Source organism: Verrucomicrobiaceae bacterium (genome assembly GCA_016713035.1).
Lineage (GTDB): Bacteria > Verrucomicrobiota > Verrucomicrobiia > Verrucomicrobiales > Verrucomicrobiaceae > Prosthecobacter.
Genome location: JADJPW010000009.1, coordinates 85,957 through 110,876, shown reverse-complemented (window position 1 = coordinate 110,876; position 24,920 = coordinate 85,957). Strand labels below are relative to the sequence as shown.

22 protein-coding genes are annotated in these 24,920 nt (G+C 60.2%); 15 read left to right on the top strand and 7 right to left on the bottom strand.

The window, feature by feature from the left end; translation table 11 throughout:
* The first annotated feature begins 104 nt into the window (after nt 1–104).
* From IPK32_21925 to IPK32_21900, 6 genes are all read left to right on the top strand, one after another.
* Nucleotides 105–377, top strand: a complete 273-nt coding sequence (locus tag IPK32_21925) for a hypothetical protein (GenBank protein ID MBK8094546.1) — start codon at nt 105–107, stop codon at nt 375–377.
* Nucleotides 378–509: 132 nt separating this feature from the next.
* Nucleotides 510–953 (top strand): hypothetical protein, encoded by a 444-nt coding sequence (locus tag IPK32_21920; GenBank protein ID MBK8094545.1) that lies wholly within the window; start codon nt 510–512, stop codon nt 951–953.
* 22 nt (nt 954–975) lie between these two features.
* The gene (locus tag IPK32_21915; protein MBK8094544.1) at nt 976–2,670 is read left to right on the top strand and encodes a hypothetical protein; all 1,695 of its coding nucleotides are present in this window, start codon (nt 976–978) and stop codon (nt 2,668–2,670) included.
* A 29-nt stretch (nt 2,671–2,699) separates the two neighbouring features.
* A complete protein-coding gene (locus tag IPK32_21910; protein MBK8094543.1) occupies nt 2,700–3,398 on the top strand; it encodes an SGNH/GDSL hydrolase family protein in 699 nt (232 codons plus the stop codon).
* Between the two features lie 87 nt (nt 3,399–3,485).
* On the top strand, nt 3,486–4,445 hold the full coding sequence (locus IPK32_21905) for an alpha/beta hydrolase (protein ID MBK8094542.1): 960 nt from the start codon (nt 3,486–3,488) through the stop codon (nt 4,443–4,445).
* The gene (locus IPK32_21900; protein MBK8094541.1) at nt 4,442–6,952 is read left to right on the top strand and encodes a DUF1592 domain-containing protein; all 2,511 of its coding nucleotides are present in this window, start codon (nt 4,442–4,444) and stop codon (nt 6,950–6,952) included. The genes IPK32_21905 and IPK32_21900 overlap by 4 nt, the downstream gene beginning before the upstream one ends.
* A 17-nt stretch (nt 6,953–6,969) precedes the next feature.
* On the opposite strand, the gene IPK32_21895 is transcribed toward IPK32_21900, so the two are convergent.
* On the bottom strand, nt 6,970–7,389 hold the full coding sequence (locus tag IPK32_21895) for a PIN domain-containing protein (protein ID MBK8094540.1): 420 nt from the start codon (nt 7,387–7,389) through the stop codon (nt 6,970–6,972).
* Entirely contained in the window at nt 7,389–7,622 is a 234-nt protein-coding gene (locus tag IPK32_21890) for a hypothetical protein (protein MBK8094539.1), read from the bottom strand. Before IPK32_21890 ends, IPK32_21895 begins: the two co-directional genes overlap by 1 nt.
* 48 nt (nt 7,623–7,670) lie before the next feature.
* Here IPK32_21890 and IPK32_21885 point away from each other — a divergent pair, with 48 nt between their 5' ends.
* The 8 genes from IPK32_21885 (at nt 7,671) to IPK32_21850 (ending at nt 17,779) form a co-directional block, all read left to right on the top strand.
* Nucleotides 7,671–8,954, top strand: a complete 1,284-nt coding sequence (locus tag IPK32_21885; GenBank protein MBK8094538.1) for a DUF1552 domain-containing protein — start codon at nt 7,671–7,673, stop codon at nt 8,952–8,954.
* Nucleotides 8,955–8,966: 12 nt separating this feature from the next.
* Nucleotides 8,967–10,019, top strand: a complete 1,053-nt coding sequence (locus tag IPK32_21880) for an alpha/beta fold hydrolase (protein MBK8094537.1) — start codon at nt 8,967–8,969, stop codon at nt 10,017–10,019.
* Entirely contained in the window at nt 10,016–11,887 is a 1,872-nt protein-coding gene (locus tag IPK32_21875; protein MBK8094536.1) for an acetylxylan esterase, read from the top strand. The genes IPK32_21880 and IPK32_21875 overlap by 4 nt, the downstream gene beginning before the upstream one ends.
* Before the next feature lie 191 nt (nt 11,888–12,078).
* On the top strand, nt 12,079–12,954 hold the full coding sequence (locus tag IPK32_21870) for a serine/threonine protein kinase (protein ID MBK8094535.1): 876 nt from the start codon (nt 12,079–12,081) through the stop codon (nt 12,952–12,954).
* A gap of 36 nt (nt 12,955–12,990) precedes the next feature.
* Nucleotides 12,991–13,956: a VWA domain-containing protein gene (locus IPK32_21865; protein MBK8094534.1), complete on the top strand. Its 966-nt coding sequence runs from the start codon at nt 12,991–12,993 to the stop codon at nt 13,954–13,956.
* Nucleotides 13,957–13,968: 12 nt separating this feature from the next.
* Nucleotides 13,969–15,264: an adenylosuccinate synthetase gene (locus tag IPK32_21860; protein ID MBK8094533.1), complete on the top strand. Its 1,296-nt coding sequence runs from the start codon at nt 13,969–13,971 to the stop codon at nt 15,262–15,264.
* Between the two features lie 64 nt (nt 15,265–15,328).
* A complete protein-coding gene (locus IPK32_21855; protein MBK8094532.1) occupies nt 15,329–16,864 on the top strand; it encodes an exo-alpha-sialidase in 1,536 nt (511 codons plus the stop codon).
* Between the two features lie 12 nt (nt 16,865–16,876).
* Nucleotides 16,877–17,779, top strand: coding sequence for an esterase family protein (locus IPK32_21850; protein MBK8094531.1), 903 nt, complete (start codon nt 16,877–16,879; stop codon nt 17,777–17,779).
* A 44-nt stretch (nt 17,780–17,823) separates the two neighbouring features.
* On the opposite strand, the gene IPK32_21845 is transcribed toward IPK32_21850, so the two are convergent.
* The 5 genes from IPK32_21845 to IPK32_21825 form a co-directional block, all read right to left on the bottom strand.
* Nucleotides 17,824–19,248: a DUF1080 domain-containing protein gene (locus IPK32_21845; GenBank protein ID MBK8094530.1), complete on the bottom strand. Its 1,425-nt coding sequence runs from the start codon at nt 19,246–19,248 to the stop codon at nt 17,824–17,826.
* Nucleotides 19,245–20,111 carry a metallophosphoesterase gene (locus IPK32_21840; protein MBK8094529.1) on the bottom strand — a complete coding sequence of 289 codons (867 nt, stop codon included), beginning with the start codon at nt 20,109–20,111 and terminating at the stop codon, nt 19,245–19,247. Before IPK32_21840 ends, IPK32_21845 begins: the two co-directional genes overlap by 4 nt.
* A gap of 4 nt (nt 20,112–20,115) precedes the next feature.
* On the bottom strand, nt 20,116–21,369 hold the full coding sequence (locus tag IPK32_21835; GenBank protein ID MBK8094528.1) for a polysaccharide pyruvyl transferase family protein: 1,254 nt from the start codon (nt 21,367–21,369) through the stop codon (nt 20,116–20,118).
* An 84-nt stretch (nt 21,370–21,453) separates the two neighbouring features.
* Nucleotides 21,454–22,701 carry a PKD domain-containing protein gene (locus tag IPK32_21830; GenBank protein ID MBK8094527.1) on the bottom strand — a complete coding sequence of 416 codons (1,248 nt, stop codon included), beginning with the start codon at nt 22,699–22,701 and terminating at the stop codon, nt 21,454–21,456.
* Nucleotides 22,702–22,746: 45 nt separating this feature from the next.
* Nucleotides 22,747–23,502, bottom strand: coding sequence for an AraC family transcriptional regulator (locus tag IPK32_21825; protein MBK8094526.1), 756 nt, complete (start codon nt 23,500–23,502; stop codon nt 22,747–22,749).
* A gap of 134 nt (nt 23,503–23,636) precedes the next feature.
* Here IPK32_21825 and IPK32_21820 point away from each other — a divergent pair, with 134 nt between their 5' ends.
* Complete coding sequence (locus IPK32_21820; protein MBK8094525.1) at nt 23,637–24,899, top strand: SEL1-like repeat protein; 1,263 nt, start codon at nt 23,637–23,639, stop codon at nt 24,897–24,899.
* The last annotated feature ends 21 nt before the right edge of the window (nt 24,900–24,920 follow it).

The following is a 24,920-nucleotide window of genomic DNA, read 5'->3' as shown; positions in this document are numbered from 1 at the left end:
CGTGAGGGTTTGCTGGAAGTCGGGTGTGCTGCGGGAGACGTTGGAGGTCCAGTTGACGATGCGGCGTATGACGGGGCGCTGATCCCAGGTGATGCAGGAAACGGGTGGATCGCAGTGGGATAACGCGACGTCGGCGGGCACTGGCGAAGGTTTACGGCCAAAACATCGCCTGGAGCGGCCCTTTGCCCAAGGCGCAGCAGTTTGGAAACGGCAGCGCCACCTGCATCTTCGAGCACGCGGAAGGCCTGAAAGCCCGCGCAGGCCAAATCGAAGGCTTCGAACTCGCCGCAGCCGACAAGACCTTCCATCCCGCCGCCGCAATGATCGACGGCGAGAAAGTCATCGTCACCTCGCCATTCCGCAGTGATGCGTGGTGAGCGGCACCCCTCATCGACAGAGGTAAATTCAATGAAGCAGTCTCAGCAAAGACAAAATAATGACTGACAGAATCATGATTTCACCCCCTATGATTTTGTCTTCTCGCCCCATTCTACAGCCTGTTTATTTCAATGAACCGTCTCCTCGCTCTTCTCTTTCTCACCGCCATTTCACTGCACGCGGCTGATCTGACTTTGACCTCACCGATCGATTACCAAGTCGTGCAGCGCAGCAGTCCGGGGAAAGGGTTGCTGCGGATTGCGGGGGAGTTGTCGGAGGATGTCCCTGCCGATGCTGCCGTTCAGGTGCGGCTGGTGAACAATGACAAGCCAACGACTTGGTCGCAGGGCAACTCGGTGAAGGGGCGCAAGATCATCGCCTCATACGAAGCACCCGCAGGTGGCTGGTGGAAGGTGGAAGTGCAGGTCGTGCAGGGTGGAAAGCAGCTCGCGCTCGGCAGCGTGGCGCATGTGGGCATCGGCGAGGTGTTTGTCATCGCGGGGCAGTCGAACTCGGCGAATCACGGCCAGGAAAAGCAGACGACGAAGTCACGACGCGTGGCGCATCGCGGATGATCCGCAGCCGGGTGCGAGTGGTATGCGCGGCAGTTTCGTGCCGCCGTTTGCGGATGCCATCGCGGCAAAGGAGAACGTGCCCGTGGGCATCATCGCCTGCGGCATCGGCGCGACGAGTGTGCGCGAGTGGTTGCCGAAAGGCGCGACGTTTCCGAATCCACCGACGCTGGTGAGTCGCGTGGAGCAGCTCCCGAACGGCCAGTGGGCCAGCAAAGGCGCGGCGTATGATGCTTTCATCGCGCGGATGAAGTCGGTGGGGCCACAGGGCTTTCGCGCCGTGCTCTGGCATCAGGGTGAGAGCGATGCGAATCAAAAGGACGCCACTCGCACATTGCCAGGCAAACTTTACCGCGAGTCTTTGGAGAAGATCATCCGTGACTCGCGTCGTGCCATCGGCTGGGAAGCGCCGTGGTTCGTGGCGCAGGCGAGCTACCATGTGCCCGGCGATGAAGGCAGCGACGACATCCGCGCGGCGCAGGCTTCGCTTTGGAAGGATGGCATCGCGCTCGAAGGCCCGGACAGCGATGCCTTGAAAGGCAAACTCCGCGAGCGCGATGGCAAGGGCGTTCACTTCAGCGGCCCCGGCCTGCGTGAGCATGGTGCGAAGTGGGCGGAGAAGGTCATCCCCTGGCTCGATGCACAATGGACCACGCCACGTCAGGCCAACGGCGGCACCGAATGGAGCGATTTTGCGCAACTCCCCGAGTGCCACAGCCTCGGCTGGGTCAGTGCGAACGTGCAGACGAAGGACACGAAGAGCTGGAACGGCGTGCTCGACGAAGCGAAGTGGGGCACGCCCGATCCGCAGCAGGTCGTCAGTCGCAACTGGGACTGGAAAGTGAGCGATGAGCAATGGCGCGAGGCCGTGAAGCAAAAAGGCGAAGGCAAGCGCGAGGAAGTCGCCTTTGATCTCTGGTTGCCAGAGGGCATCGAAAGCGTGAAAGGCATCGTCGTCATGTCCGGTCACGGCAGCGGCGAGAATCTGTTCCGCCGCGCCGACATGCGAAAGCTCGCGAAGGAGCTTCACCTCGCTCTTTTCAAATTTGTCGGCAATCCCATGCAGCGCGGCTTTTGGCCGAGAAGCCTGCTTTTCGATCACTTGAAGGCTTTTGGCACAAAAAGCGGCCATCCCGAGCTGGAGCACGCGCCGCTCTTTTTATACGGCCACTCGAACGGCACCGGCTTTTCGGCCATTTTTGCCTCGTATGAGCCGCAGCGCGTGTGGGGCTTCGTTTCGATGCGTCCCGGCACCACGTTTCAAGTTTATCAGCCCGGTGCGGCGCATGTGCCCGGCCTCGTCATCTTCGGTGAGGACGATCCTTTTCTCGCACGACCTTCCAAAGAAGAAAACCTCGCCGTCGTGCCCGCCCTGCGCAAAAACCATCGCGCCCTCTGGAACATAGCCGTCGAGCCGAAGACCGGCCACGGCCCCGGCGAGAAGACCTGGCCGCTCGTTTTCTCCTTCCTGCGTCACAGCTTCGCCGCCCGCGTCCCCGCTGATGCTGATGCACGCAAAGGCCCCGTGAAGCTCCTCACGCCCACCCTCGAAAGCGGTCACCTCGGCCAAAACTGGCAAACAAAACCCGGCGGCTTCCAAAAGCTCCCCACCGCCCCCTTCGCCGATTTCTCCGGCGACAAATCCACCGCCTCCTGGCTCCTCAACGCAGACTACGCCCACGACTGGCAGGCGTTTCAGCGAGATGGAGTCGTGAGATAGATCGTCCTCCAACACGCGGTTTCACTTTGATGAAGCTCTTCGCCCTTTTTGTCACCCTTACTCTACATGCACTCGCCGCCGAAACACCGGTCGAGACTGATCCGCGGCTGCATTCCGATGGCAAAGGCTGGAAGCTCAATCAGGCGAAAATTGAAGACCCGAAGCAACCGCGTGTGCTGCTCATCGGCGACTCGATCCTGAGCGGTTACATGGCGCATGCGATCAAGAAGCTCGACGGCAAGGCCTACGTCGATGCCTGGGTGAATCCCTACAACCAGTCCGAGCATCTCAACACGAAGATCCTGCCCGAGGTGCTCGCGAAGGGGCCGTATGACGTGATTCACTTCAACATGGGTCTGCATGGCTGGCAGGAGGGCCGCATCAAGCCGGGCACCTTCGAGCCGCTGACGAAAGGCTACGTCGATGCCATCAAGACGAAGCTGCCCAATGCCAAATTGATCTGGGCCAGCAGCACGCCCGTGATGCTCGAAGGCGATGTCAAAAAACTCGATCCTGTCATCAACGGCACCATCATCGACCACAACCGCATGGCGGCCAAAGTCATGGCCGAATGCGGCGTGCCCGTGAGCGACTTCTACGCCCTGCTCATGGACAAGCTCGACCTCGCCCGCGGCGGCAAAGACAAGTTCCACTGGAATGGGCCCGCCTATCAGATTCTCGGCGATAAATGCGTGGAAGAGGTGCTAAAGGCCCTGCCGACGAAGTGACGAGTGTGGTTGAGTTCTCTGGACTCATTTGAGCAGTCGAGGCGACTGCACCACATTGCCTACGCCCTCATCACCCATTCACTCCACATGCACTCGAAGGCCGCTCTCATCTTCACCGCCACGTTGTTGCTGGCAGCATTCGCCCCATCACGGGCCGAAACTCCCGTCTCGACCACGACGAAGCTCGATGTGACCTACAAAGTGACCGAGCAAGGCCCACTGAAGCTCGATCTGCATTATCCCGCCGCGCCGAAAGCCGGAGCGAAGGTTCCGCTGGTGCTTTTCACGCATGGCGGAGGCTGGGCGGCGGGAATAAAGACGATTGAGCGCGGCGTGAGGCTCATGGGCGTGAAGGCGCTGAATGCGCAGGGCTTTTGCGTGGCGTCGGTGGACTACCGACTCTGCACGGCAGGCGGAACCATCACCGTGCGCGATTGTGTGACGGATGCGAAGGACGCGCTCCGCTTTCTCGCGAGGAACGCGGCGCGGTTCTCGCTCGATGCCGAACGCGTCTTCACCTGGGGCGATTCGGCGGGTGGCCATCTCGCGCAGATGCTGCTACTATCGCCGCCGGAGTCGTTTGCAGGCGATCCAGCGCTCGCGGATGCGAAGTATCGCCTCATCGCCGGTGTGTCGTGGTATGGGCCGTGTGATTTTGAGAAGATGGACCTCTTCACTCCGCCCGGCGGCAGCGACGTGCGAGATCGCTTCGGCTCGCGCATCCTCAAAGCGGGCGCGGACGAGAAGACGAGGCTCGCCGCCTATCGCGAGGTCAGTCCGGTGAACTACCTGCGCCCCGAGAGCCCTCCGCTGCTCATGATGCAGGGCGACAAAGATCCGACCATCCCCTTGCAGCATGCGCATTACATGAAGGAACGTGCGGATGCCGTGAAAGCGACCGTGGAGGCCTTCATCGTCCAAAACTCCGGCCATAACTGGCGCGAAGTCGGCGGCTCGCTGAGTCCGACACTCGAAGAAATCATGACAAAGACGGCTGATTTTATGAAAAAGCATTTGGAACGCGTTTCATCATCCCCCAGTCGATGATTTTCTGCCACCGCGTCCTTCCGATCTTTCTGTTTTGTGGTCTTTTGCCGCTCTCCACGGCTCATGCCCAGAGTGTGCCGTCGCAGATCGAGCAGAGCTGCATCGACTGTCATGATGCGGAGACAAAAAAGGGCGGGCTCGACCTCACGGCGCTGACTTTTGATCTGCGTGATAATGCCATGCGTGAGCGCTGGGTGCGCGTGCATGACCGTGTGGAGAAAGGCGAGATGCCGCCGAAGGTGGAGGACATGGCGGCGGTGGATCGGGCGGCTTTGGTGAAGGCGCTGGATGCATCGCTCTATCAAGCGGATCGCGCGGAGGTGCTGGCGAATGGCCGGGGACCGCTGCGCAGGCTGAATCGCAACGAGTATGAGCAAAATCTGCGTGATGTGCTGCAACTGCCCGATCTCGACATTCGCGATATTTTGCCGGAGGACCGCGAGGGGCATCGGTTTAACAAAACGGGCAGCGTGCTCGACATGTCGCGCGTGCAGCTCACGGCCTATCTGGATGCGGCGGAGGCCGCGCTGCGTGCGGCGATGGTCACGGAGCCTGCGCCGCCGCCGTTGGTGAAAAAGCGAGTGGTGGGCACGGATTTGTTTCCGGGCACCGGCACGTTTGGGAATCGCGAGGCGATGTTTTTCACCAAGGACAGCAAGTTCATCGAGTTGGATGGCAAAAAGGCCAAAGAAGCTGTGAAGGATGAGTCGCTAGAGATGGCGCTGTTTCGCTCGGCGAGCTGGCCGTATCTCGGCACGCCGCGCAATGTCGTCGCGAAGCACGCGGGGCGCTACAAGGTGCGTTTTTCGGCTCGTGCGGTGCTGCAGCAGCCGGGCTACGCCTTGCTGTCCGCGAAGCAACCGGTGCCGATGACCTTCCGCACGCGCAAACCGGCTGGCGTGGACATCATCAATGAAGTGCGTGCCTCCGGCGGCGTGATCGACATCCAGCCTGAGCAGCAAGTCTATGAGACGACAATCACGCTGCGTGCGGGCGAGTCCTTTGAATACAGCCTGCTCGGCCTGCCGATGCCGCTGGCGCAGAATCCCAACGGCTCCGCGCCGACCTATCGCTACCCGCCTTTCCCGGAGGGCGGTCAGCCGGGTGTCGCGGTGCAATGGCTCGAAGTTGAAGGCCCCATTCCGCCGCCAAGCTGGCCGCCGCCTTCGCATCGTGTGCTGTTTGATGATCTCGGCATCGAGGTGATGCCAAAGAACGCCCAAGAGGATGCAAAACGGCTGCTGCGTCGCTTTGTGAGCCTCGCGGCACGCGAACCAGTATCAGAAGATGATTTGCGCTTGTTTGAGGCGCTCATCGCTGAGCGCTTGGAGAAAGGTTCGTCGTTCAAAGAGGCGCTGCTGGCCGGTTACAAAGCCTTTTTGGCCTCCGGCGACTTCATCTACCTGCGCGAGCCGGAATCGGCGGACGATCATTTCGCCATCGCCTCACGCTTGTCGCACTTCCTCACGAACTCGCGGCCTGATTCGCGTTTGAGCGATCTCGCGGCTCAGAAACGTCTGCGAGATGCCAAGACGCTGCGCGAGGAAACCAAACGTCTCATTGCCAGCGAAGGCTTTGATCGCTTCGTGAAAAACTTCACCGACTACTGGCTCAGCCTGCGCCACATCCGCCGTGATGATCCCGACATCCGGCTCTTCCCGGAGTATCGCTTTGATGAGTATCTCGTGGAGAGCATGGAGCGCGAGACGCGGACCTTTTTCACCGCGATGATTCGCGACAACCTGCCCGCCAGCGTGCTCGTGAAAGCGGATTTCGTCTTCGCGAACGACCGTCTCGCGAAGCACTACCAGCTCCCGCCTCTCAGCGGCTCCGCCATGCGAAAAGTCGCCGTGCTGCGGGGCAGTCCGTTTGGTGGATTGCTCACGCAGGCCGCGGTTTTTAAAGTCAGCGCGAATGGCACGAACACCTCGCCTGTCGTGCGTGGAGCGTGGGTGATGGAACGGCTCATCGGCCAGCCTCCGCCGCCGCCACCGCCCAGCGTGCCTGCCGTGGAGCCGGACATTCGCGGGGCCAAAACCATCCGCGATCTCATGGCGCTGCACACGAAGGAAAAATCCTGCGCCAGTTGCCACGCCAAGTTTGATCCTGTCGGCCTCGCTTTGGAGAGTTTTGACATCCTCGGCGGCTGGCGCACGCGTTATCGCGGTATCGAAGAAGGCGAACGCATCACCGGTATCGACCGCGCCGGTCACGACTTCAGCTACACGCTTGCCGCAAACGTCGATGCGAGCGGCCAACTCATCGACGGTCGCAGGTTCAACGATGTGCACGCTCTGAAAGCCATCCTCGCCGCCAACCCACGCCAGCTCGCGCGAAATCTGCTCCACCAGTTCACCGTCTATGCCACCGGCACCCCCGTCCGGTATTCCGACCGCCGCGAGATCGAGTCGCTGCTCGATGCGTGCGAGAAGGATGGCTATCGCGTGCGGGATTTGATGCTCGCGTTGGTGGGGAGTGAGATTTTTGTTGGGAACATAAGTCGGTGAACGGCTCTGCCTGCTGCTCATGGCTTCAAGTATCTTGCGATGAAGACTTCAGGCTTGATGAGTTGCGGCTTATACCCAGAATCAACCAGCGGTGCATAATCCGTGTCGTTGGTGATGAGAAAATCTGCGTTTGCCGTGATGGCGCAGTCGGCGAACTTGTTGTCATCAGGGTCCGAGCTGATCAGGCGAAACTGATAGGAGGGGTGGACAAGGACGATCGTTTTCCATGCGGTGGCGACCAAACTCAGCCAGTGCAAGAGGCGTGCGGAAAATGCCCGCCCCCCCCCCCCCCCCCCAATTCCCCCCCCCCCCACTACGATAGCTGCCGTCAGAGCCAATTGAATTTCGCCATTTGCAAGCGCACGGAACAGCGGCGCTATGGGAGTCTGGCGTGCAAGCGCCGAGATCATCACATTGGTGTCAATGACGACGAGCATCAGGCGGCATACGGATGCTGGTTCCTGTGCGTGCGAATCGCCGCCTCGATCAGTTCAGGCTCCAATTTTCCGGCAGCTTTTAATGCTTCAGCTTCGTCCTGGATGTCTTCCGTTAGCTGCGCCAACTCCAGACGCACAAGAAAATGCTGAACAGCAGCCAACGATGCAGGACCCAAAGAGGCGACCTTGGACATTACATCTGGCAATAACAAAGCTGGGTTGGGTGAGTTCATGTGTGGAAAATACGCCCCTCATCGCCGTTTTAAAGTTCAATTCTCAACATGACCTTCTCCCACATCTCGAAACCTTTCCCCCGCCGCCAATTCCTGCGTGGAGCGGGCGTGTTGCTCGGCTTGCCCTTCTTCGAGCAATCCATCGCTCGTGGAGCGACTCCGAAAGCACCGCGCCGGATGCTCATCATCTCGAACAACCTCGGGTTCCTGCCGAAGCCGTTTTTTCCGAAGACCGCCGGGCGCGATTATGAGCTGACACAGACGCTCGCGCCATTGGCGGACGTGCGGAGCGAGTTCAGCATCTTCAGCGGCATGTCACATCCCGATGTAAATGGCGGTCACAGCGCGGAAAACTGCTTCCTCACCGCGGCACGCGGGCCGACGAAGAGCGGGTTTCGCAATCAGATCTCGCTCGATCAGTTCGCCGTGGAAAAGCTCGGCCAGCTCACGCGATTCCCCACGCTGAACCTCGGCGTGAACATCGACAAAGCGAACCGCAGCCTCTCCTGGACACGCGACGGCGTTTTGCTGCCCGCCGAGGACAGCGCACCGGCCTTGTTTCGTCGCATGTTCCTCCAGGGCGATCCCGCCGCCGTGAAACGACAACTCAACGCGCTCGACGAACGCGGCAGCATCCTCGACACGCTGCTCGATCACACGAAGAAGCTCAGTCGCGACCTCGGCAGCGATGACCGCTCGCGCCTTGATCAATACCTCACCTCCGTGCGCGAGGTGGAGGAGCGCCTGCTCACTGCCCGCGAGTGGGAGCTGAAGCCGAAGCCCGTCACGAAGCTGCCCGAGCCAGCCGACATTCAGGACAAGAAGCGCATCTTTGAAAAGCTCGACCTCATGCTCGCTATGGCGCAGCTCGCTTTCGAGTCCGACTCCACGCGCATCATCACGCTCATGGTCGATGCCTTTGCCACGCCCGCCTTTAAGATCGACGACCACGAAAGCACCACCGAAGGCTACCACGGCCTCAGCCATCACGGACAGGCTCCCGCAAAGGTGAAACAGCTCGAAGACGCCGACCGCCAGCAGATGGTGCTCTTCCGCAAACTCATCCAAAACCTCGCCGCGAAGCGCGAAGACGACGCCCGACTGATCGACCGCACGATGGTCCTCTTCGGCAGCAACATGGGAGATGCGAACAAGCACGACAACACCAACCTCCCCATCCTCCTCGCCGGCGGCGGGCTCAAGCACGGCCAGCACTACGCCTTCAAAGGCGATCATGACAAGCCGCTCTGCAATCTCTTCGTGTCCATGCTCCAGCACCTGGGTGTGGAGGCCGATGCGTTTGGATCAAGCACGGGAACTCTCACCGTTTAAACTGAACTGACCATGCGCATCGCCAGATTCTTGCGCGGCCGTTTTTGGCTTCTCCTGCTGCTCCTTGGTTTGGTGGCGGCTGGCGTTCAGGCATTTGTGATCTGGCAAATCGAGCGGCAAGTGCTGGAGCCGACCAATCGTCACCAGGGTGGCCTCAGTGTCGCGGATGATTTCTCGGCTGGCACTCGTGTACTCGATCCCGAGGCCTTTGATCGAAAGTGGTTTTCTGGCCATCATGCGTTCGAGGTGCCAGATCCAGCCGCCACTTTGCACGCCTGGCGTTTTGATCCCATGCACTTGCGCACGGAGCGTGGTGAGACGGATCGTGATGCGCGGGCCACCGTGTTGCTGATACCGGGCTGGGGAGGCACGGCGATGAAGTCGGAGTATTTGTTTCTCCTGGCCCAGGTGCTGCGGGTGGAGGGCTGTCGTGTTTTCCTCGTGGATCTGCGTGGTCAGGGATGCTCCAGTGGCGACACGTGCTCGTATGGTTATCTCGATGCGAAGGACCTGACGCATCTGGTCAATGGGATGCGCAGCAAGAATCTGATCGCCGGGCCGATCCTGCTCGCAGGCCATTCATATGGTGCCACCGCCGCCATCCAGGCGGCTCCTGTCGTGCCGGATGTGAAGGGCGTGATGGCCTTCTCTGGTCCGAAAGATCTGTTCTCCGTCGCTGATACCGCGCGGTGCCTCGCTTCCCAGGCGTTCCCGTGGCTCTATCCCGTCGTGCGGCCATTCTTCTCGGATGCAGCCTATCGCTTCGCCGTGACTCGCGCAGCTCACCGGCATGGTTTTGAGGCGGAAAAGTCGAGTGCGCTTGATGCTATCGGGAGATTCTCCGGGCCGGTCTTCATCGCTCATGGTGATCGAGATATGAATGTGCCCATCTCCAATGCCATGGCGCTCCAGCAAGCCCGCCCCAATGACACCGAACTCCGCCTCTATCCGGGCGCAGATCATTGGAGCTACCTCCTGAACGAGGCTGACCTCATGCCTGTGCGGGCGTGGTTGAAAGGTGTTCTCGACCGCCAACAAGCTGTGAAGCAAAAATCATCTCCATGACCTCCCGACGCCAATTTATCCAAAATACTTCGTTTCTCGCCACCACCCCGTTTTGGGCCTCACAAGCCGCTTGGGCTGCGGAAGGCATTCCGCAATCGGTGCAGGAGCTTTGGGCGGATTTTGATCCGCGCAAAGATCCGCTCGAAACCGATGTGATTCGCGATTGGAAGGAGGACGGCATGGTTTTGCGGCTGGTGCGCTACTTCATCGGCAACTTCAAAGGCAAGCCGGCACGCATGGCGGCGGTGTATGGCTTTCCCGAGGGCACGAAGGAAAAACTGCCTGCGGTGATGCACATCCATGGCGGAGGCCAGCGAGGTTCGGTGAGCGAGGTGAAGCTGCTCGTGGCGCGAGGTTACGCGGCGCTGTCGGTGAACTGGGGCGGCAGCGGCAATGGAAAAGCTCCCTTCAACACCTGTGAGAAGGCCGAGCCCGGCGATCCGAACACCGATTGGGGCGCGGTCGATCCCTCGCAGCTCAATGTGCCGGGGTACTCGTCGATGCTGCCGGGTCCGAAGCATGTTTTTGAAGACCGCGAGCATCCGAAGAACAACAACTGGTATCTCCTCACGCTCGGCTGCCGTCGCGGACTGACGTTTCTCGAACAGCAGCCGGAAGTCGATGCGCAGCGCCTCGGTGTGCATGGTTACTCGATGGGCGGCAATCTTACGATGTATGTCGCGGGCACCGATGATCGCGTGAAGGCCGCCGTGCCGGCCGTGGGCGGTCAAGGCTGGCGCTGGCAGGGGCGCGATTACCTCAGTGGCAAGGCGCAGCAGGAGCAAATCAAAGGCGACATCGAGGTCTTCAAGCGCACGCTTAGCTTCGAAAGCTATGCGCCGCGCATTCACTGCCCGGTTTTGCATCGCAGCGCCACGAACGACTTCCACGGCTGGATGGACGACGTGTATCGCACGAACGCGCTCATCGAAAAGCAGCCCACACGCTACAGTTGGGTGCCGCACATGAATCACCGCCTCACGCCGGAGGTGGCGATCACGATGCCACTGTGGTTCGATCACTATCTCAAAGGCGGCCCCGCTTTGCCCGAGACACCGCAAAGCGAGCTCCGCCTCAAATCGAACGACGACGTGCCCATGCTCCGCGTGCGGCCGGATGCGAAATCGCTGCCAGTGGCCCGTGTCGAGATCTTCTACAGCGTCGATCCCGACCCCCGCGCCCGCTTCTGGCGCAGCGCCGAGGTGCATCACGAATCCGAAGGCTACATCGCTCATCTGCCACTCCACACGCTCGACACGCCGCTGTTCGCTTTCGCGAACGTTTACTACACGCTGCCGAAGCCCGAATCGATGGCGCAGATACCCGGCAATGCCAAACCGGTCACCGAAGTCTGCATCAGCTCGCTGCTGCACACGCACAGCGCGACGGAGGTCGCACAAGCCGCTCCCAAGCTCACCGCGAAGCCTTCCAAACTCATCGAAGACTTCATCCACGGCCAACGCGACTGGTATTCTCTCAACGCCGGCAATCTCACGCATCAACAGCTCTGGACGCGCAAAGTCACCGATCCGCTCTGGCGTGGCCCGGGGGGCTCCAAGCTCGTCCTCACGCTCAAAATGCCGCAGACCAACCGCTTTCACATCATCCTCGAAGAAAACGAATGGCGCAGCTACCGCGGCAAACGCCGCACTTTCGTCTGCAGCCGCGAAATCCCCGGCTCCGATGCCCCGCAGACCCTCACGCTCGATTTGAAGGACTTCACCTCCGCCGAAGGTCCGCTCACGACCTGGTCTGAAATCGATCAACTCGGCCTCTGCGCCCACTTCGCCGCCAAGGGCTCCTCCGCGAGCGACGCCCCGCTCTGGAAAGGCCCCGCGCCGAAGTTTTTGAAGCTGGCGTGGGAGTGAAAGCGGGCCGGTGAGCAATCCCTGCTTGCCTTGTCACGAGCAATCTTCATCGTGTTTGGAATCTAAACACGCCGCATGAACACCGACGCACCCACATCGCTTGCACGAGGAGGAGAGTTCTGATGGCTTGGGTGGCAGTCACTTGTCCACAATGCTCCGCGCCGCTGCCGCGTCTGGCTATCTGGCGCTCGGTGAAATGCCCTGCCTGCGGTTCGCTGATCACACGCACGGAGGAAGTGGTGAAGCGTGATACCTTTCGTCAGGCGCTGAATCGGGCTCGATTGGTTGGGGGTATCGCAGCGGGTAGCGAGGTGCTTTGCGGTGGCGAACGTTATGTGCTGCTGCAACTGCTTGGCAGCGGCTCCGCCTCGGAGGTCCATTTGGCGCGACGAGTTGGCCAGTTGCCGCTGCTGGTGACGATGAAGCTCTCCATCCATCCTGCGGATGCGGATTCACTGAAGCGCGAGGCGGAGAATCTGCGTGCTCTGCACGCTGTGGATGGCTCCGCTGGCGTCTATGCCGCTCAGCGTCTGCCAGAAGTGATCGCCTGCTCGATGTTGGAGGATGGTTCGGCCCGGCTTGCACTCATCCTGCGGCATCCGAATGGCTTTTGGGGCAGCCTCTCGGCGCTGGGCGCACGTTTTCCCCAGGGCATCGATCCGCGTCACGCCGTGTGGATCTGGCGGCGCATGCTGGATGTGCTGCACTTCATTCATGCGCAGGGCTGGACGCACGGCAGCATTTCACCGGAGCACGCGCTCGTTCATCCGCAGGATCATGGCGTGAGGCTCGTCGGCTGGGCTGTGGCGCAGAAAAATGCCACTCCGCAGGCACAGGCAGCCGATCTGATGCGCTCCGCACGCGTGGTGCAGGTGTTGCTTGGCGGCGCGAGCAGTGCAGACACTCTGCCAGCGCAGGTGCCACCAACTCTGGCCTCGCTCGTCACCCGTGCCGCGAAGGACGAGGCTTTTTGCATCGCTCAAGGCGCATCTGGCATTGATTCACAGTTAGTCTCGGCGGCGCGGGATGCTTTCGGGCCGCCAGTGTTCGTTCCACTCACTCTTTGACGCGATAGTTACACCACCACACTCACCACCACACTCATGGGATACGGCAATTACTCCTACTCCGCCCACACCGCGCTTGTCGCGGGTCGTGCCAATCAATCGCGCAGCGAAGTCTTCAAGCAGGTGCATTGTCACACACTCATGAACCCGAAGGGGCTCAAAGTGCGCGAGTGCCGCGACAGCGCCGACCATCCTGACACGCTCGGTATCGTCTTTGCCCTGGATGTCACCGGCTCGATGGGAAACATCCCGCATCTCCTCGCCAAGGAGGAGCTGCCAAACCTCATGAAGCTGCTCACCGACTGCCATGTGGCCGATCCGCAGGTGATGTTCATGGCGGTGGGTGACGCCACCTCCGACCAAGCAGCTTTGCAAGTCGGCCAGTTTGAGGCCACGGCGGAGCTGATGGATCAATGGCTCACATGGAGCTACCTCGAAGGCGGCGGTGGTGGCACCGGGCACGAAAGCTACGAGTTGGCCTTTTACATCGCCGCGCAGCACACGGACACGGACAATTGGGCGAAGCGAAAGAAGAAAGGATACTTCTTCATGACGGGCGATGAGTTTCCCTATCCAGCCGTGTCGCGCCATCAGGTGGAGGCGCTCATCGGGGAAAAACTCGACGAGGACATCCCCATCGAGGAAGTCATCGCCGCAGCGGCGGAGATGTATCACCTCTTTTTCCTCATCCCTGATGAACAGCGTGCAAAGAAAGTCAGTGACCGCTGGCGCAAGCTGCTCGGTGATCACGCGATCTGCATGGAGTCTCCAAAAGATACCTGTTCCGTCGCTGCCGCTATCGTCGGACTCACGGAGAAGCGCATCGCTGATCTCGATGAGTTGGCAAAAGTTCTAAACACAAACGGCATCGATCGCGCCCACATCGGGTCCACTATCCGTGCCGTGCAGCACTACGCGGCACTGCTCAATCCGCAGGCCGTGGCCACCTTTTCACCGCACCCTGCCGCGCAGGATTCGTGGTGGAAACGACTCTTCGGCTAAACACGCCATCTTTTGTCCGTGAGCACCACTCGATACGCTTCTGTCATCGACTTAGGATTTGGTGACAGCGGCAAGGGACTCTTTGTCGATGCCCTGACGCGGCGCTGGCGGGCACACACAGTCGCACGCTTCAGTGGAGGAGCGCAGGCTGGGCATAATGTAGTTTCAGGGAAGCAGCATCACACCTTCTCGCAGTTCGGCGCGGGCACGCTCGTTCCGGGCACGTGCACCCTCCTGCTCGCTCCCTTTGTGTTGCATCCGACCGCCCTGCTAGTCGAGGCGGAGGTGCTCGCCAGAGCGGGAGTGTCAGATGCTTTGTCACGTTTGTCGATTGATGCACGCTGCCGCGTCACTACTCCCTATCACCAAGCCGCAGGTCGATTGCGCGAGATTTTGCGCGGTGTGAATGCACACGGCACCTGCGGCGTCGGCGTGGGTGAAACCGTGCGTCACTCGCTCCATCATCCGTCGCAGACTCTCAGCTACGCCGACCTACTCATGCCCCAAGGGGCAGTTTTGGATAAACTGCACGCTCAACGCGAAACCTTGCTCGCAGAACTGGAAGGCGGTGGCGGCGACGAGGTGAATGTGCTTCGAGATGAATCTCTGGCTCTTCGCTGGTGGCAATCAGCGCGTGCTCTTGCAAGGCAGTGCCCACCTAGAGACAGTGAATCCGTCACACAGCTTCTTCAGCAGCCTGGCGCGGTCATTTTCGAGGGGGCACAGGGCATTCTGCTCGATGAATGGCGTGGTTTCCATCCTCATACGACGTGGAGTTCTACCACGCCTGAGGCGTTGGAGGCCGCGCTTGCCACACTGAGCATCGACGTGCCGGTCGAGCACTACGGGGTGCTACGCACTTACCTAACGCGTCACGGCGCAGGTCCGCTGCCCACTAACGATGCCACTTTGGATGCTCAACTCCCAGAGCCGCACAATCACGCTAAAGGTTGGCAGGGCTACTTCCGGCGTGGTCACCCAGATGCGGTGTTGCTCCGTTATTCTCTCGCGTGTGCTCCAAATCTCTCCGGCCTGCTCGTCAGCCACCTCGATGTCTTCAACCGTGGAATGTCGCTCAAGTGGTGTGAGAGTTACGAGTCGGTCTCAACACTACCGCTAGGCACTTTAGGTGATTTCGAGCACCAATCCCATCTCACGCGTCATCTTTTCGCAGCCCGTCCGATTTACCACGAAGCCACTATTCGATCAGAAAGGGACTATCTTGAGCAATTAGCGTCGATCACCCGCCTGCCGGTCCTATTGCGCTCGTTTGGGAACACCGCCGAACATGTGCATGGGACTGCGTGATGGATACCCGCGTTTGGTCGATGATGTTGAGATCATCTTCTAGCTGCGCCACACTGGGACTCTCATGCGATTTCACTCCACGCTCTACCGTGTCCTCCTCGCCTCAATGGCCTCCGCCATCACGAGTTTCAGCGCAGAGGCCACCTCTATAGGTCTGAATGCCAACCAGATGTCCATCGCTACGGGGCAGCCGTCGTTGGTGCTCATGTCGAGTGGTTCCACGCACATCCCAGTGTGGTCGTTGTCGGGTGGGACGGTGGGGCAGTCGGTGGCGGGGGTGGTGACGGGGTTGCCGGGGGATTGCAGGGCGGTGAAGGTGGAGATCGTGGTGACGACGACGGATGAGACGACGAGTGCAGAGTTTGCGGATGTTTATCGGGTGCATCTGTCGCAGATGGCGGACGGCGTGCCGTTCACAGAGCGGTATGCGCTGGGCAAACCTGTGCGCTCGGCTTTGTCCGATGCACCGTTTGTGACGCGGACGATTGTATTGGAGTCCTATTACGAAGTCGTGCCCGATGCTCCCCTCACTGTGCGCATCCAGCGGGAGCCTGGAGATGATGGCGACACCTTTACTAGGCCCACGGGCTTGGCCGCAGTGAAGGTGACGCCTTTGGAAGCCCTCCCCAAAGCCCTCGTCGTTCAAGATGCGCCTGGCTACAACTCGTGGCCGATGCTTCAGGCCATCGGCAAAAAATTGGTGTGTGTTTATGGTCGCGGCAAAGGCCACACCATCGCCAGTGATGATCGTGCGCTTTATGCACGCACCTCGACCGACGGTGGAAAAACCTGGACGGCGGAAACCGTGGTCGCACACGCACCGGGCTATGGCGAGGTAGCTGTTGGGAAAGGACTCGACTCCACCGGGGCGATGCTGCTCTGGGTGCGGCGCATTGGCAAAAACGAATGGCACCACGATCTCTACCGCAGCACGGACGGGATCACTTTCACACTCGTCGCGACGCCGACGCTCGCCGTGCGCCCGATGCAGATCACGGACATCTTTGCACTTCCCAAGGTCGGGCTCATGGCCCTGTGGTTCGGCGGGGATTACAGCGACAAGCCCACACAGTCGTGGGGCATGATGACCAGTGGCGACGACGGCAAAACATGGACTCAAACACCCATCGAGTCCGGTTTGCTGAAAGCGGACTGGCCAACGGAGCCCGCTGCCGTTTACCTCGGCGATGGAAAGATCCTGGCCATCGCACGGACGGAGACAGGACCGTCTCAGTTCCAGATGATCTCCACGGACTACGGTGCCACTTGGACTCGCACTCGGACCAATATCAGCGATGTCACCGCCTCCACGCCGAGCCTCATTCTCGACGCCAAAACCGGGCTCCTGAGCAACTACTACTATGAGCGCGGTCGCGGTATCCTACGGCGTCGCGTGATCAATCCGAGCCGAGTGTTTGACAATCCGCTCCGGTGGCCTGGTTCTGAAGCGGTCGCCACTGGGAGCAAGATCACCTATGACGCGGGCAATGCGAATGCGACCGTGATCGGGGATACGCACTACATCTCCTTTTACTCAGGCAAGGCACCCGACACTTCGGTGGTCGTATCAGAGACTGCGGCACCAGCAGCCAAAAAGTGAGCTTTAGGCCTCATGAAATCCGTCTTCCATCTTCTCCTATTCACGGCGGCCTCTGCTCTGGCTCAGGAACCTACGTCACCACCATCGGGCAACATCCCGCCGCAGCCGCGCGAGTCTTGGGGTGCCATCAAGCTGAAGGCTGATGACAAGCCTGCCTTTCCCGAGCCGCCCGCAGGATGGGATGCCAAACGCGCCAGCATCCCGCACGGCAAGCTGGAAATGATCAGCTATGACTCCAAGACGGTCGGCACTCGGCGAAAGATGAATGTCTATACGCCGCCGGGTTACTCCTCGGAGAAGAAGTATCCCGTGCTCTATCTCCTGCACGGCATCGGCGGCGATGAGACAGAGTGGGCACGCTATGCACAGCCAGAGATCCTGCTCGACAACCTCATCGCTGAAGGCAAAGCGCAGCCCATGATCATCGTCATGCCGAATGGTCGAGCTCAAAAAGACGACCGTCCTGTGGGCGACATCTTCAAGCACATCCCCGCGTTCCTTGTCTTCGAGCGCGATCTGCTCGATGACATCATTCCCACCATCGAAGCCCACTACAGCGTGCAGACTGATCGAGAACACCGCGCCCTCGCCGGACTCTCCATGGGTGGCGGACAGACGATGAATATCGGCTTCGCGCACCTCGATCGTTTCGCCTGGCTCGGAGCCTTTTCATCGGGGCCTAACGCCAAACGCATCGACGATCTGCTGCCGAATCCTGCCGCCGCCAAACCGCTCAAGCTCCTGTGGCTCTCGTGCGGCAACAGCGACGGCCTGCTACACGTCAGTCAGGAGCTGCACGCTGAAATGACGGCCAAAGACGTGTCACACATCTGGCACGTCACCGCCCATGCTCACGACCCGCCCGAGTGGAAGCAGGCATTGTATTGGTTTGTCCAGAAGCTCGCCTTTGACTGAGCTGGCGTGCTCGTTCCAGACAAGCAGCCTCAAGTAGGGGCTAGTCACTTCTGGATGAGCCGCGAAACGATCACTTCCTTGGTCTTTCGGTCGATGGAGTAAAGGATGCCAGGCTGGCTGCGATCCCAGGCAAAGGCCTGACCATGCGCGGAGATCGGAATCGCGGCCTTCCACGTCCACGCATCGCCCTCCACCGGCAGATCGAGCACATACAGCTCCTGCGCATTGTGTCCGGTGATGAAGAGATGCCGGTCGGGGCCGAAACTGCCGCCGGAGCTGCTGTTTTTGCCAAACTTCGCCACTGCTTCGGCTGGAAAGCGGATTTCCGCCGTAGGCTTCCAGTTCAAATCAAAGCGCACGATGCGGGTGCGTGCCGGATCGCCCGTTTTCGCGTATTGGGCAAAGCAGGCATACCACCAGCCATCGCGACGATCCACCCAGGTCAACGAACCACCCACGCTGGTCAGGTCGATGCTTTCGAGGTGCTGCATCGTCTGCGTGTTGAAGACCTCCACGCTGCTCTTCATCGGCATCTCGGGGTAGTTGGAGTGCGCACACCACAATTTGCCATCCAGCACGATTCCGGCGTTGAGGTGCTTGATGTGGCCCGTGGCGTCTTTCCAGTCTGCGACACGCGCACCGCTGTCTTTGCGGTATTTGCCGATAGCGGCGTTCGTGATCGCATAAAAGTGCTGCGCATCCACTGCGACACCTTGATGTGATTCCTCGGCTTTGAAGCGTTTTAGCTCTGTATGCCTCCATTCGCCCTTTTTGTTCGTGAGCATCTTGTTGATACGCGCCTGCTCTTTGCGCAGGGCACCATCAGGAATCGTCATCGGCGTCAAATTCTCCGTCGTGAGCTTTTCCGAGGCGGGAATGGTCCTCCAGCGTAGATTTCGGAACCACACATCCGCGCCGTGGTCTTGCAGCGAGAGATTGGCACCGCGTTTGGTCAGATCACCACCACGGATACGCAGCACCTCCAGTTCGTGAAACCAGCGCGGGTCCTTGTAATCGAAGTCGATGACTTTTTCGCCATTCAGCCAGTGCTGGATCACCGTCCCTTGGCACACGATACGCCCCTCGTTCCATTCGCCATGCGGCTTCACCACGTCCTTCGTCGGAGCCATACCAAAAAACAGCGAGGCCGCCGCCTGACGCGGATTTTCGCCGTAGGGGCTATTGGCGTTGTCGAGCAGTTGATACTCATACTGCCCAGGCCGGTAATAAACGCCGCTGTTGCAGCCCTTGGCGACTTTCCACTCAAAGCGCAGCTCAAAGTCATCTGGCACTTTCGCCTTTTCATACACCAGCGATCCGCCCTTCTTCACGCGAGCGATCTCGCCATTCACGACGGCCCAGTTGCCGTCCTGTTTCCAGCCATCGAGCGTCTTGCCATCAAAGATCGGCTCAAAACCGGGTTCAAGAGCACAAGCCGTAGTGGCGAGGAGAAAGAGGAATGATTTCATGCGTGATTCAAGGTTCGATCCACCTGTTTGCGGAAGCCTTGCAGTCGTAGCGAGCTGTCGGGCATGACTTCGAGCAGGGTGTAGCCGTTGTTTTCAGCGCCGGTGCCTTCGACCATGGCGACGAGCGTGGTGTAGTGGATGCCGGAGATCTGTTGGTAGGCGTTTTTGTGCGAGTGGCCTTGGAAGACGGCGAGGACCTTGCCAGACTTTTCGAGCAGGGAGCGCACGGCGGCGGCGTTTTGCACGGCGTGGGCTTTGTCGGCATCGAGACGCTGATGCGCAAAGACGATGACGGGGCCGCTGGCCTTGCCGAGCTCGCTTTCGAGCCAGGTGAGCTGGTTGGCGGGGATGTTGGAGTCCTTCCAAACGAAGTTTTTGCGCGAGTAAGGCGTGCCGTCGCTGCGAAAGCAGGCGTCGAGGATGAGGAAGGTCACGCCGCCGGCCTGGAAGCTCTCGTGGCCGCCGCTGGCCTGCGTGTTCGCGGCGAACTCTTTTTTCGTGAGCGTGCCGACGCAGTGATTGCCCAAAACATAGTGACGGGGCATCGAAAGCCGCGCGAAATGCGATTCCATCGTCTTGAGCCACTCGATCTCTTTTTCGACCGAATCGGCCTGGTCAATGAAATCGCCGAGTTCGACCACGTGGGCTGGTTTTTCGCGATTCATGACCTCCACGGCCTCGTCGAGCTTCGCGAGTGCCTCGCGGTAAAAGCGCGTTTTGGTCGGTGGTTTGTCCGCGTAGTGCAGATCGGTCATCAAGCCGATTTTGATGAGCGGTTTGGCTTCTGGGTCAGCGGCTTGGAGCCCGCTAAAACCAGCGAGGCAGAGTGTGCTGTTTTGAAGAAAGGCGCGGCGGGTTGGCATGTGATCAGCCCAATACGCTCTTCACCTGCTTCATTGAGCCTGAAAAGCACTCATGCACATAGGCCATGGCCTTTTTCACCTTGGCCTGTGCTCCGGGGTAATCGGCGTCGATAGCGAAAAGGGTCTCTGCCATCTTCGCGGCGGGTGTTTCATCCATTTCGAGCAGCCACTCGGGCAGGCCGATGTCTTGGAACATCCAGCACTTCGGCGAGTGAAACTCGGAGTAGGTGTGGATGATCGGTGTGCCGTTCGCGAGGGCGATGATGGGCGAATGCGGCTCGTGGCAGACGATGGTATGGGCGCGGGCAAAGATGGAGGCGGCTTCATCGGCGTTCCAGAACTCGTCGAGGTTCACGACGTGCTTCTGGATCTCTGGCGGCAGGGGATCGTGGATGAGGCGCTTGTTGTGGCCCATTTCCTTTTTCACCTCGGGGGCGATGAGCACTTTGTGGCCGGTTTTTTGGACCCAAAGCGTGACGAGCTCGCGGTATTTGGCCGCGCGGCGTTCGTCATCGGCGATCTGCTGCGGTGTAGGGTGCAGCGGATTGAGCTTTGGCGTGCGGGTGTCATCTACGCCGGGTAGTTTGGCGGTGTTGGTGCGGAGTTGCAGGGTGATGAACTTCCGATCCTCCAAGCCGAGCTTTTGCATGGTGGCGAGGCCTCGCTCGTCATCGAGCACGTCAATACCGAAGCAGCCATCGGGGCCGAACTCTGCTTTCACACTTGCGCCTTTGAGAATGGCCAGCGTCTTGGTTTCCCGCGTATAGATGAAGGCGGCGGCATTCAGCAGGGCGATGCGCTCTGCCGCGCCTGCGCCCTCGACCATGCTGGGGAAGTAGGATTGACCGAAGAGGCCATATCGCTTGCCGTGTTTTTGGCAAAACTGCATGAAGGTGATGTCCTGGCCCATGCCGGAGTTCCGGATGAAGAGATCGCAGCTCATCACTGCACTGCGCAGTGTTACATCCTTCGTGCTTTTGCCATCGAGCTTGCCCTGGAGGATCGTGACCTTCGGGAAACGACGCTTCAGCATCGCGGTGACGCGTTCATCGAGCTTCATGGCCCACAGGATGATCTTTACCTCTGGTAGATGCTCTTCGATCACGCGGAGCGTGCCTGGCGTGTGGCCGATGTCGCCGATATTGACGGTATCCCACGCGGATTGCAGCAGAATGGTCTTAGGCTTGCCATCAGCGGCAAAAACGGAGCCGCCGAGCGCGGCGGTGATGGCGGAGATGAAGTGGCGGCGTGTGGGCATGGTGATGGAGACTATGGGAGGTCGCTGAAACGGCGGTTTGGACAGAATATCGCGTCACTTCGCTGCTCGAAGCACGCTGGGTGGTTACTTCACTTGGATGGGGAAATTCGCCGTCGCGGCGTGCTGGTGGTCATCTGTGAGGCGGAGGTGGACTCGATAGTCGCCGGGTTTTGACGGTGCGCGGAGAGTGGCGCCTGAGCCTGCGGTCTTCACGACGCACTCCGGTAGCGGCGGGGTCACGCGTTCTTTGCCATTCGCATCGCGGCCAGTGCTCTCGCGGGTGACAGTCCAGTGATAGGTCAGTGGATCGCCATCAGGATCGGTTGCCGTGGCCTCTGCTTGGAATTCACTGCCTGCGCCGATTTCTTTTTTGGCGGCGCTGCTCGTCAGCATGGTGAGATCTGGGGCCCGATTCTTGGGTGGCGTGCCTTTCCAGAGCTCGTGCATCACATCACGCACGGCGGTGGACTCGCCGTGCGCGGTGAAGACGCCAAACCATGTGGAGGTGGCCTCCTGTTTCTGGCCCCAGAGAAAGACGTAGCCACCCCAGCAGTCCCCACCGGGCTGAATGGCGGCTTGATAGGCTTTGCGGATGAGCTTGGCCTTGTCGCTGCTCGTTTGCTCGATGGGGGCTCCCCAGGGTGCACGCGGGCTCTCCCAAAAGCCACGCGGTCCATACTCAGTGACCACCCATGGACGCTGCCAGTGGTTTTCGGCCAGATAGTGCCGCAGGTGATTCAGTGCCGCGTAGGTATTGATGCCGACAAAGTCGAGGCTGGGGGTGTGGGCATCCAGGCTGGCGATTTTCTGCGGCTGCAGTCCTGCGACGGCTGTAAAGGTCGGATGCGCTGGATCGAGCTGCTTCACGGCCTTTGCGAGCACTTCGAGTTGCTTCCAATATGCCACGTTGTTGCCGTCGCCTTCAGCCTCATTGCCTAGGCCCCAAAAGAGCAGCGCTGGGTGATCACGAAACTCTGTCACCTCCTTTTTCACGCGTGCAGTCTGCCGGGCGCAGTGCTCGGCGTCGGAGTATGAGAACCACGAGCACTCGGGCTCTAGCCAGATGCCTGCGCAGACGGTCAGACCGCGCTTTTGGGCATCATCCAGGATCGGAAGCAGTCCCCTGGTGGTCCAGGTGCGGATGCTGTTTCCGCCCGTGGCCACGAGTTCATCGAGATGCTGATCTCCTGCGGCACCTCTGACGAAGTAGGGCTGGCCCCCTCGCGTGATGCCGACTCCAGGCACGATCTTTACCGGCACTGGATCGGCTGCGACATGTGTGGTCGCGATGAAAAGGAGGGCTGCTGAGGCGAGGAGCGTGCGGCGGATCATGGATGAGTCATCGCGTGGGGGAGTGAGAGACGCAAGGCGACACGATCATGGCATCTGCCGACGATACTCACTCGGTGAGTGATTCGTCACGGCACGAAAAGCCCGCGTGAAGGCGCTGTGATCAGCGAAGCCACAGTTCAGTGCGATTTGGGAGATGCTGGCTTCTGATTCACGCAGGAGCCGACAGCCGACGGTGATGCGTGTCTTTGTGATGAGCTGCATCGGGCTGATGCCGTAGATGCGCTTGATGATGCGGGCGAAACGCGCCGCTGACATGCCGGCCTTGCGAGCGAGGGAGGAGGGGCTCACGGGGTCGTCGTAGGCGGACTCGAGATAGCGCAGCACGCGTGCGACCTCCGGCGAGACATCATCCCGGCTCACGGGTGCTACGAGGTCCTTCGAGATGCCGATAAGGCCTGTCACCTGGCCGCGTGCATCACGTATCGGTAGCTTGCTGGTGAGCCCCCAGACGGGGACATTCGGCCTACGCCAGAAGAGCTCCAGCCGCTCCACGATGGGCTGCCCGGTGCGTAGCACATGCTCATCCTGCTCGGTGGGTATGCGTCCATAGTCACCCGGGCACACATCGCAGGGACGCCGACCGAGCATTTGTGATTTGTGCTTCAAGCCGTGCCGCTCGACGAGTGATTGATTCACCACCAGATAGCGTCCCTGTGCATCTTTGATGAAAAAGGCGGTGTCGTGCATCAGATCGGCCACCTGCTCGACCATGCGTGTGTCCATGAGCAAGGTGCCTTGCTTGGAGAGAGCTTCTGGAAAGGCGAGCGCGGCTTTTTTCATGTGGGGCAGGGGGCTATAACGTGGCTGCACACGAGCGACCTGCCACCCGTTTCGTCGTTGTGCACTTTTTGACAGTGGTAGTGCTCAGAACGGTCAAGACATCCAGGCCATCTATGCCCGATCATGTCGGGCACATGCACCGATACCTTTGCCCCACCATCGCCTCCCTGATCATGAGCATGACCGCGCACGCTACCGATGAGATCAGCTCTCTACAAAACCGCGCCGAGAGTGGCGATGCCAAAGCACAGATCCAGCTCGCCGTCCGTCTCCGCGATGGCAAAGGCGTCGCCAAAAACGATGCTGCGGCCATGCAGTGGGCTCATAAGGCTGCCGATGCAGGTGACGCGGATGCACAGGACTTCATCGGCTTTGCCTATCTGCGTGGCGCTGTGGTGAAGCGGAACACCGCGCTCGCTTTCGCCTACTTCCAAGCAGCGGCAGATGAATCGGCGCAGGCTGCTTTCAATCTCGGTCAGTGCTACTACGGTGCGCAAGGCACCGCGCAGGACTGCGCACGCGGTCTCTCATGGTGGGAAAAAGCAGCCGCGAAAGGCCATGGCCGCGCTGCGGCCACTGCGGCGATGGCTTATCACGCAGGTGAAGGCGTGCCACGAGATCCGGCAAAGGCCCGCATGCTCGCCGAGCGTGCTGCGGAGCTGGGGAATGCTGGCGGGCTCGTATTTCTCGGTGAATTGCAGTTCCAGGCAGGCGAAATCGACGCCGCAAAAGCCACTTGGACCAAGGCCTCCAAACTCATGCCCACCAATGCCACAGGGCATCCCGCGCAGCCTTCCGACAATGCCTCCGCCCAGCAAGGCGCGGATCTCCTGAAGCTCATCGACTATCGCCCGCGCAAGAGCGAGCCGGGCAAGTTCGCCTTTGTGCAGATGCCGCACATCCTCCAGGGATATAACAACTGCGGCAGCACCGCCTGCGCCACCTTTGCTCGTCACCAAGGTGCCACGCTGGGTGGCTGGGATTTCAAGAAACTCTGCCCCTCACCCCTCGGCACGGGCACCGACTGGTGGCACCTGCTCGATGCCTCGAAAAAAATCGGCCAGCAGTGGAAACTCGTCACCTACACGCCCGATGACGCGGGCTTTGACCAAGCCACCGCTATGCTGAAGAGCGAGCTCGATGCCGGACGTCCCGTCGTCGTCGATTTCAAATACATCGGCCCGCAATACGCTGGAGGTTTCGCCGGGCACACGCTCAGTGTCTGCGGCTACATCGCCAAAGATGACCTCTACATCCTCTGCAATCCCGCAGTCGTCACACCGGGCCTCCAGCTCATCACCGCCGCCGATCTGAAGGACTTCTGGCGGTCCAACTACTACGGTGCCCAGGCAAAAGGTGTGCTCTCGCGGCCTGCCTTTGTCATGGAGCAGCGGTGAGGATGTGACCTCTGTATCTCC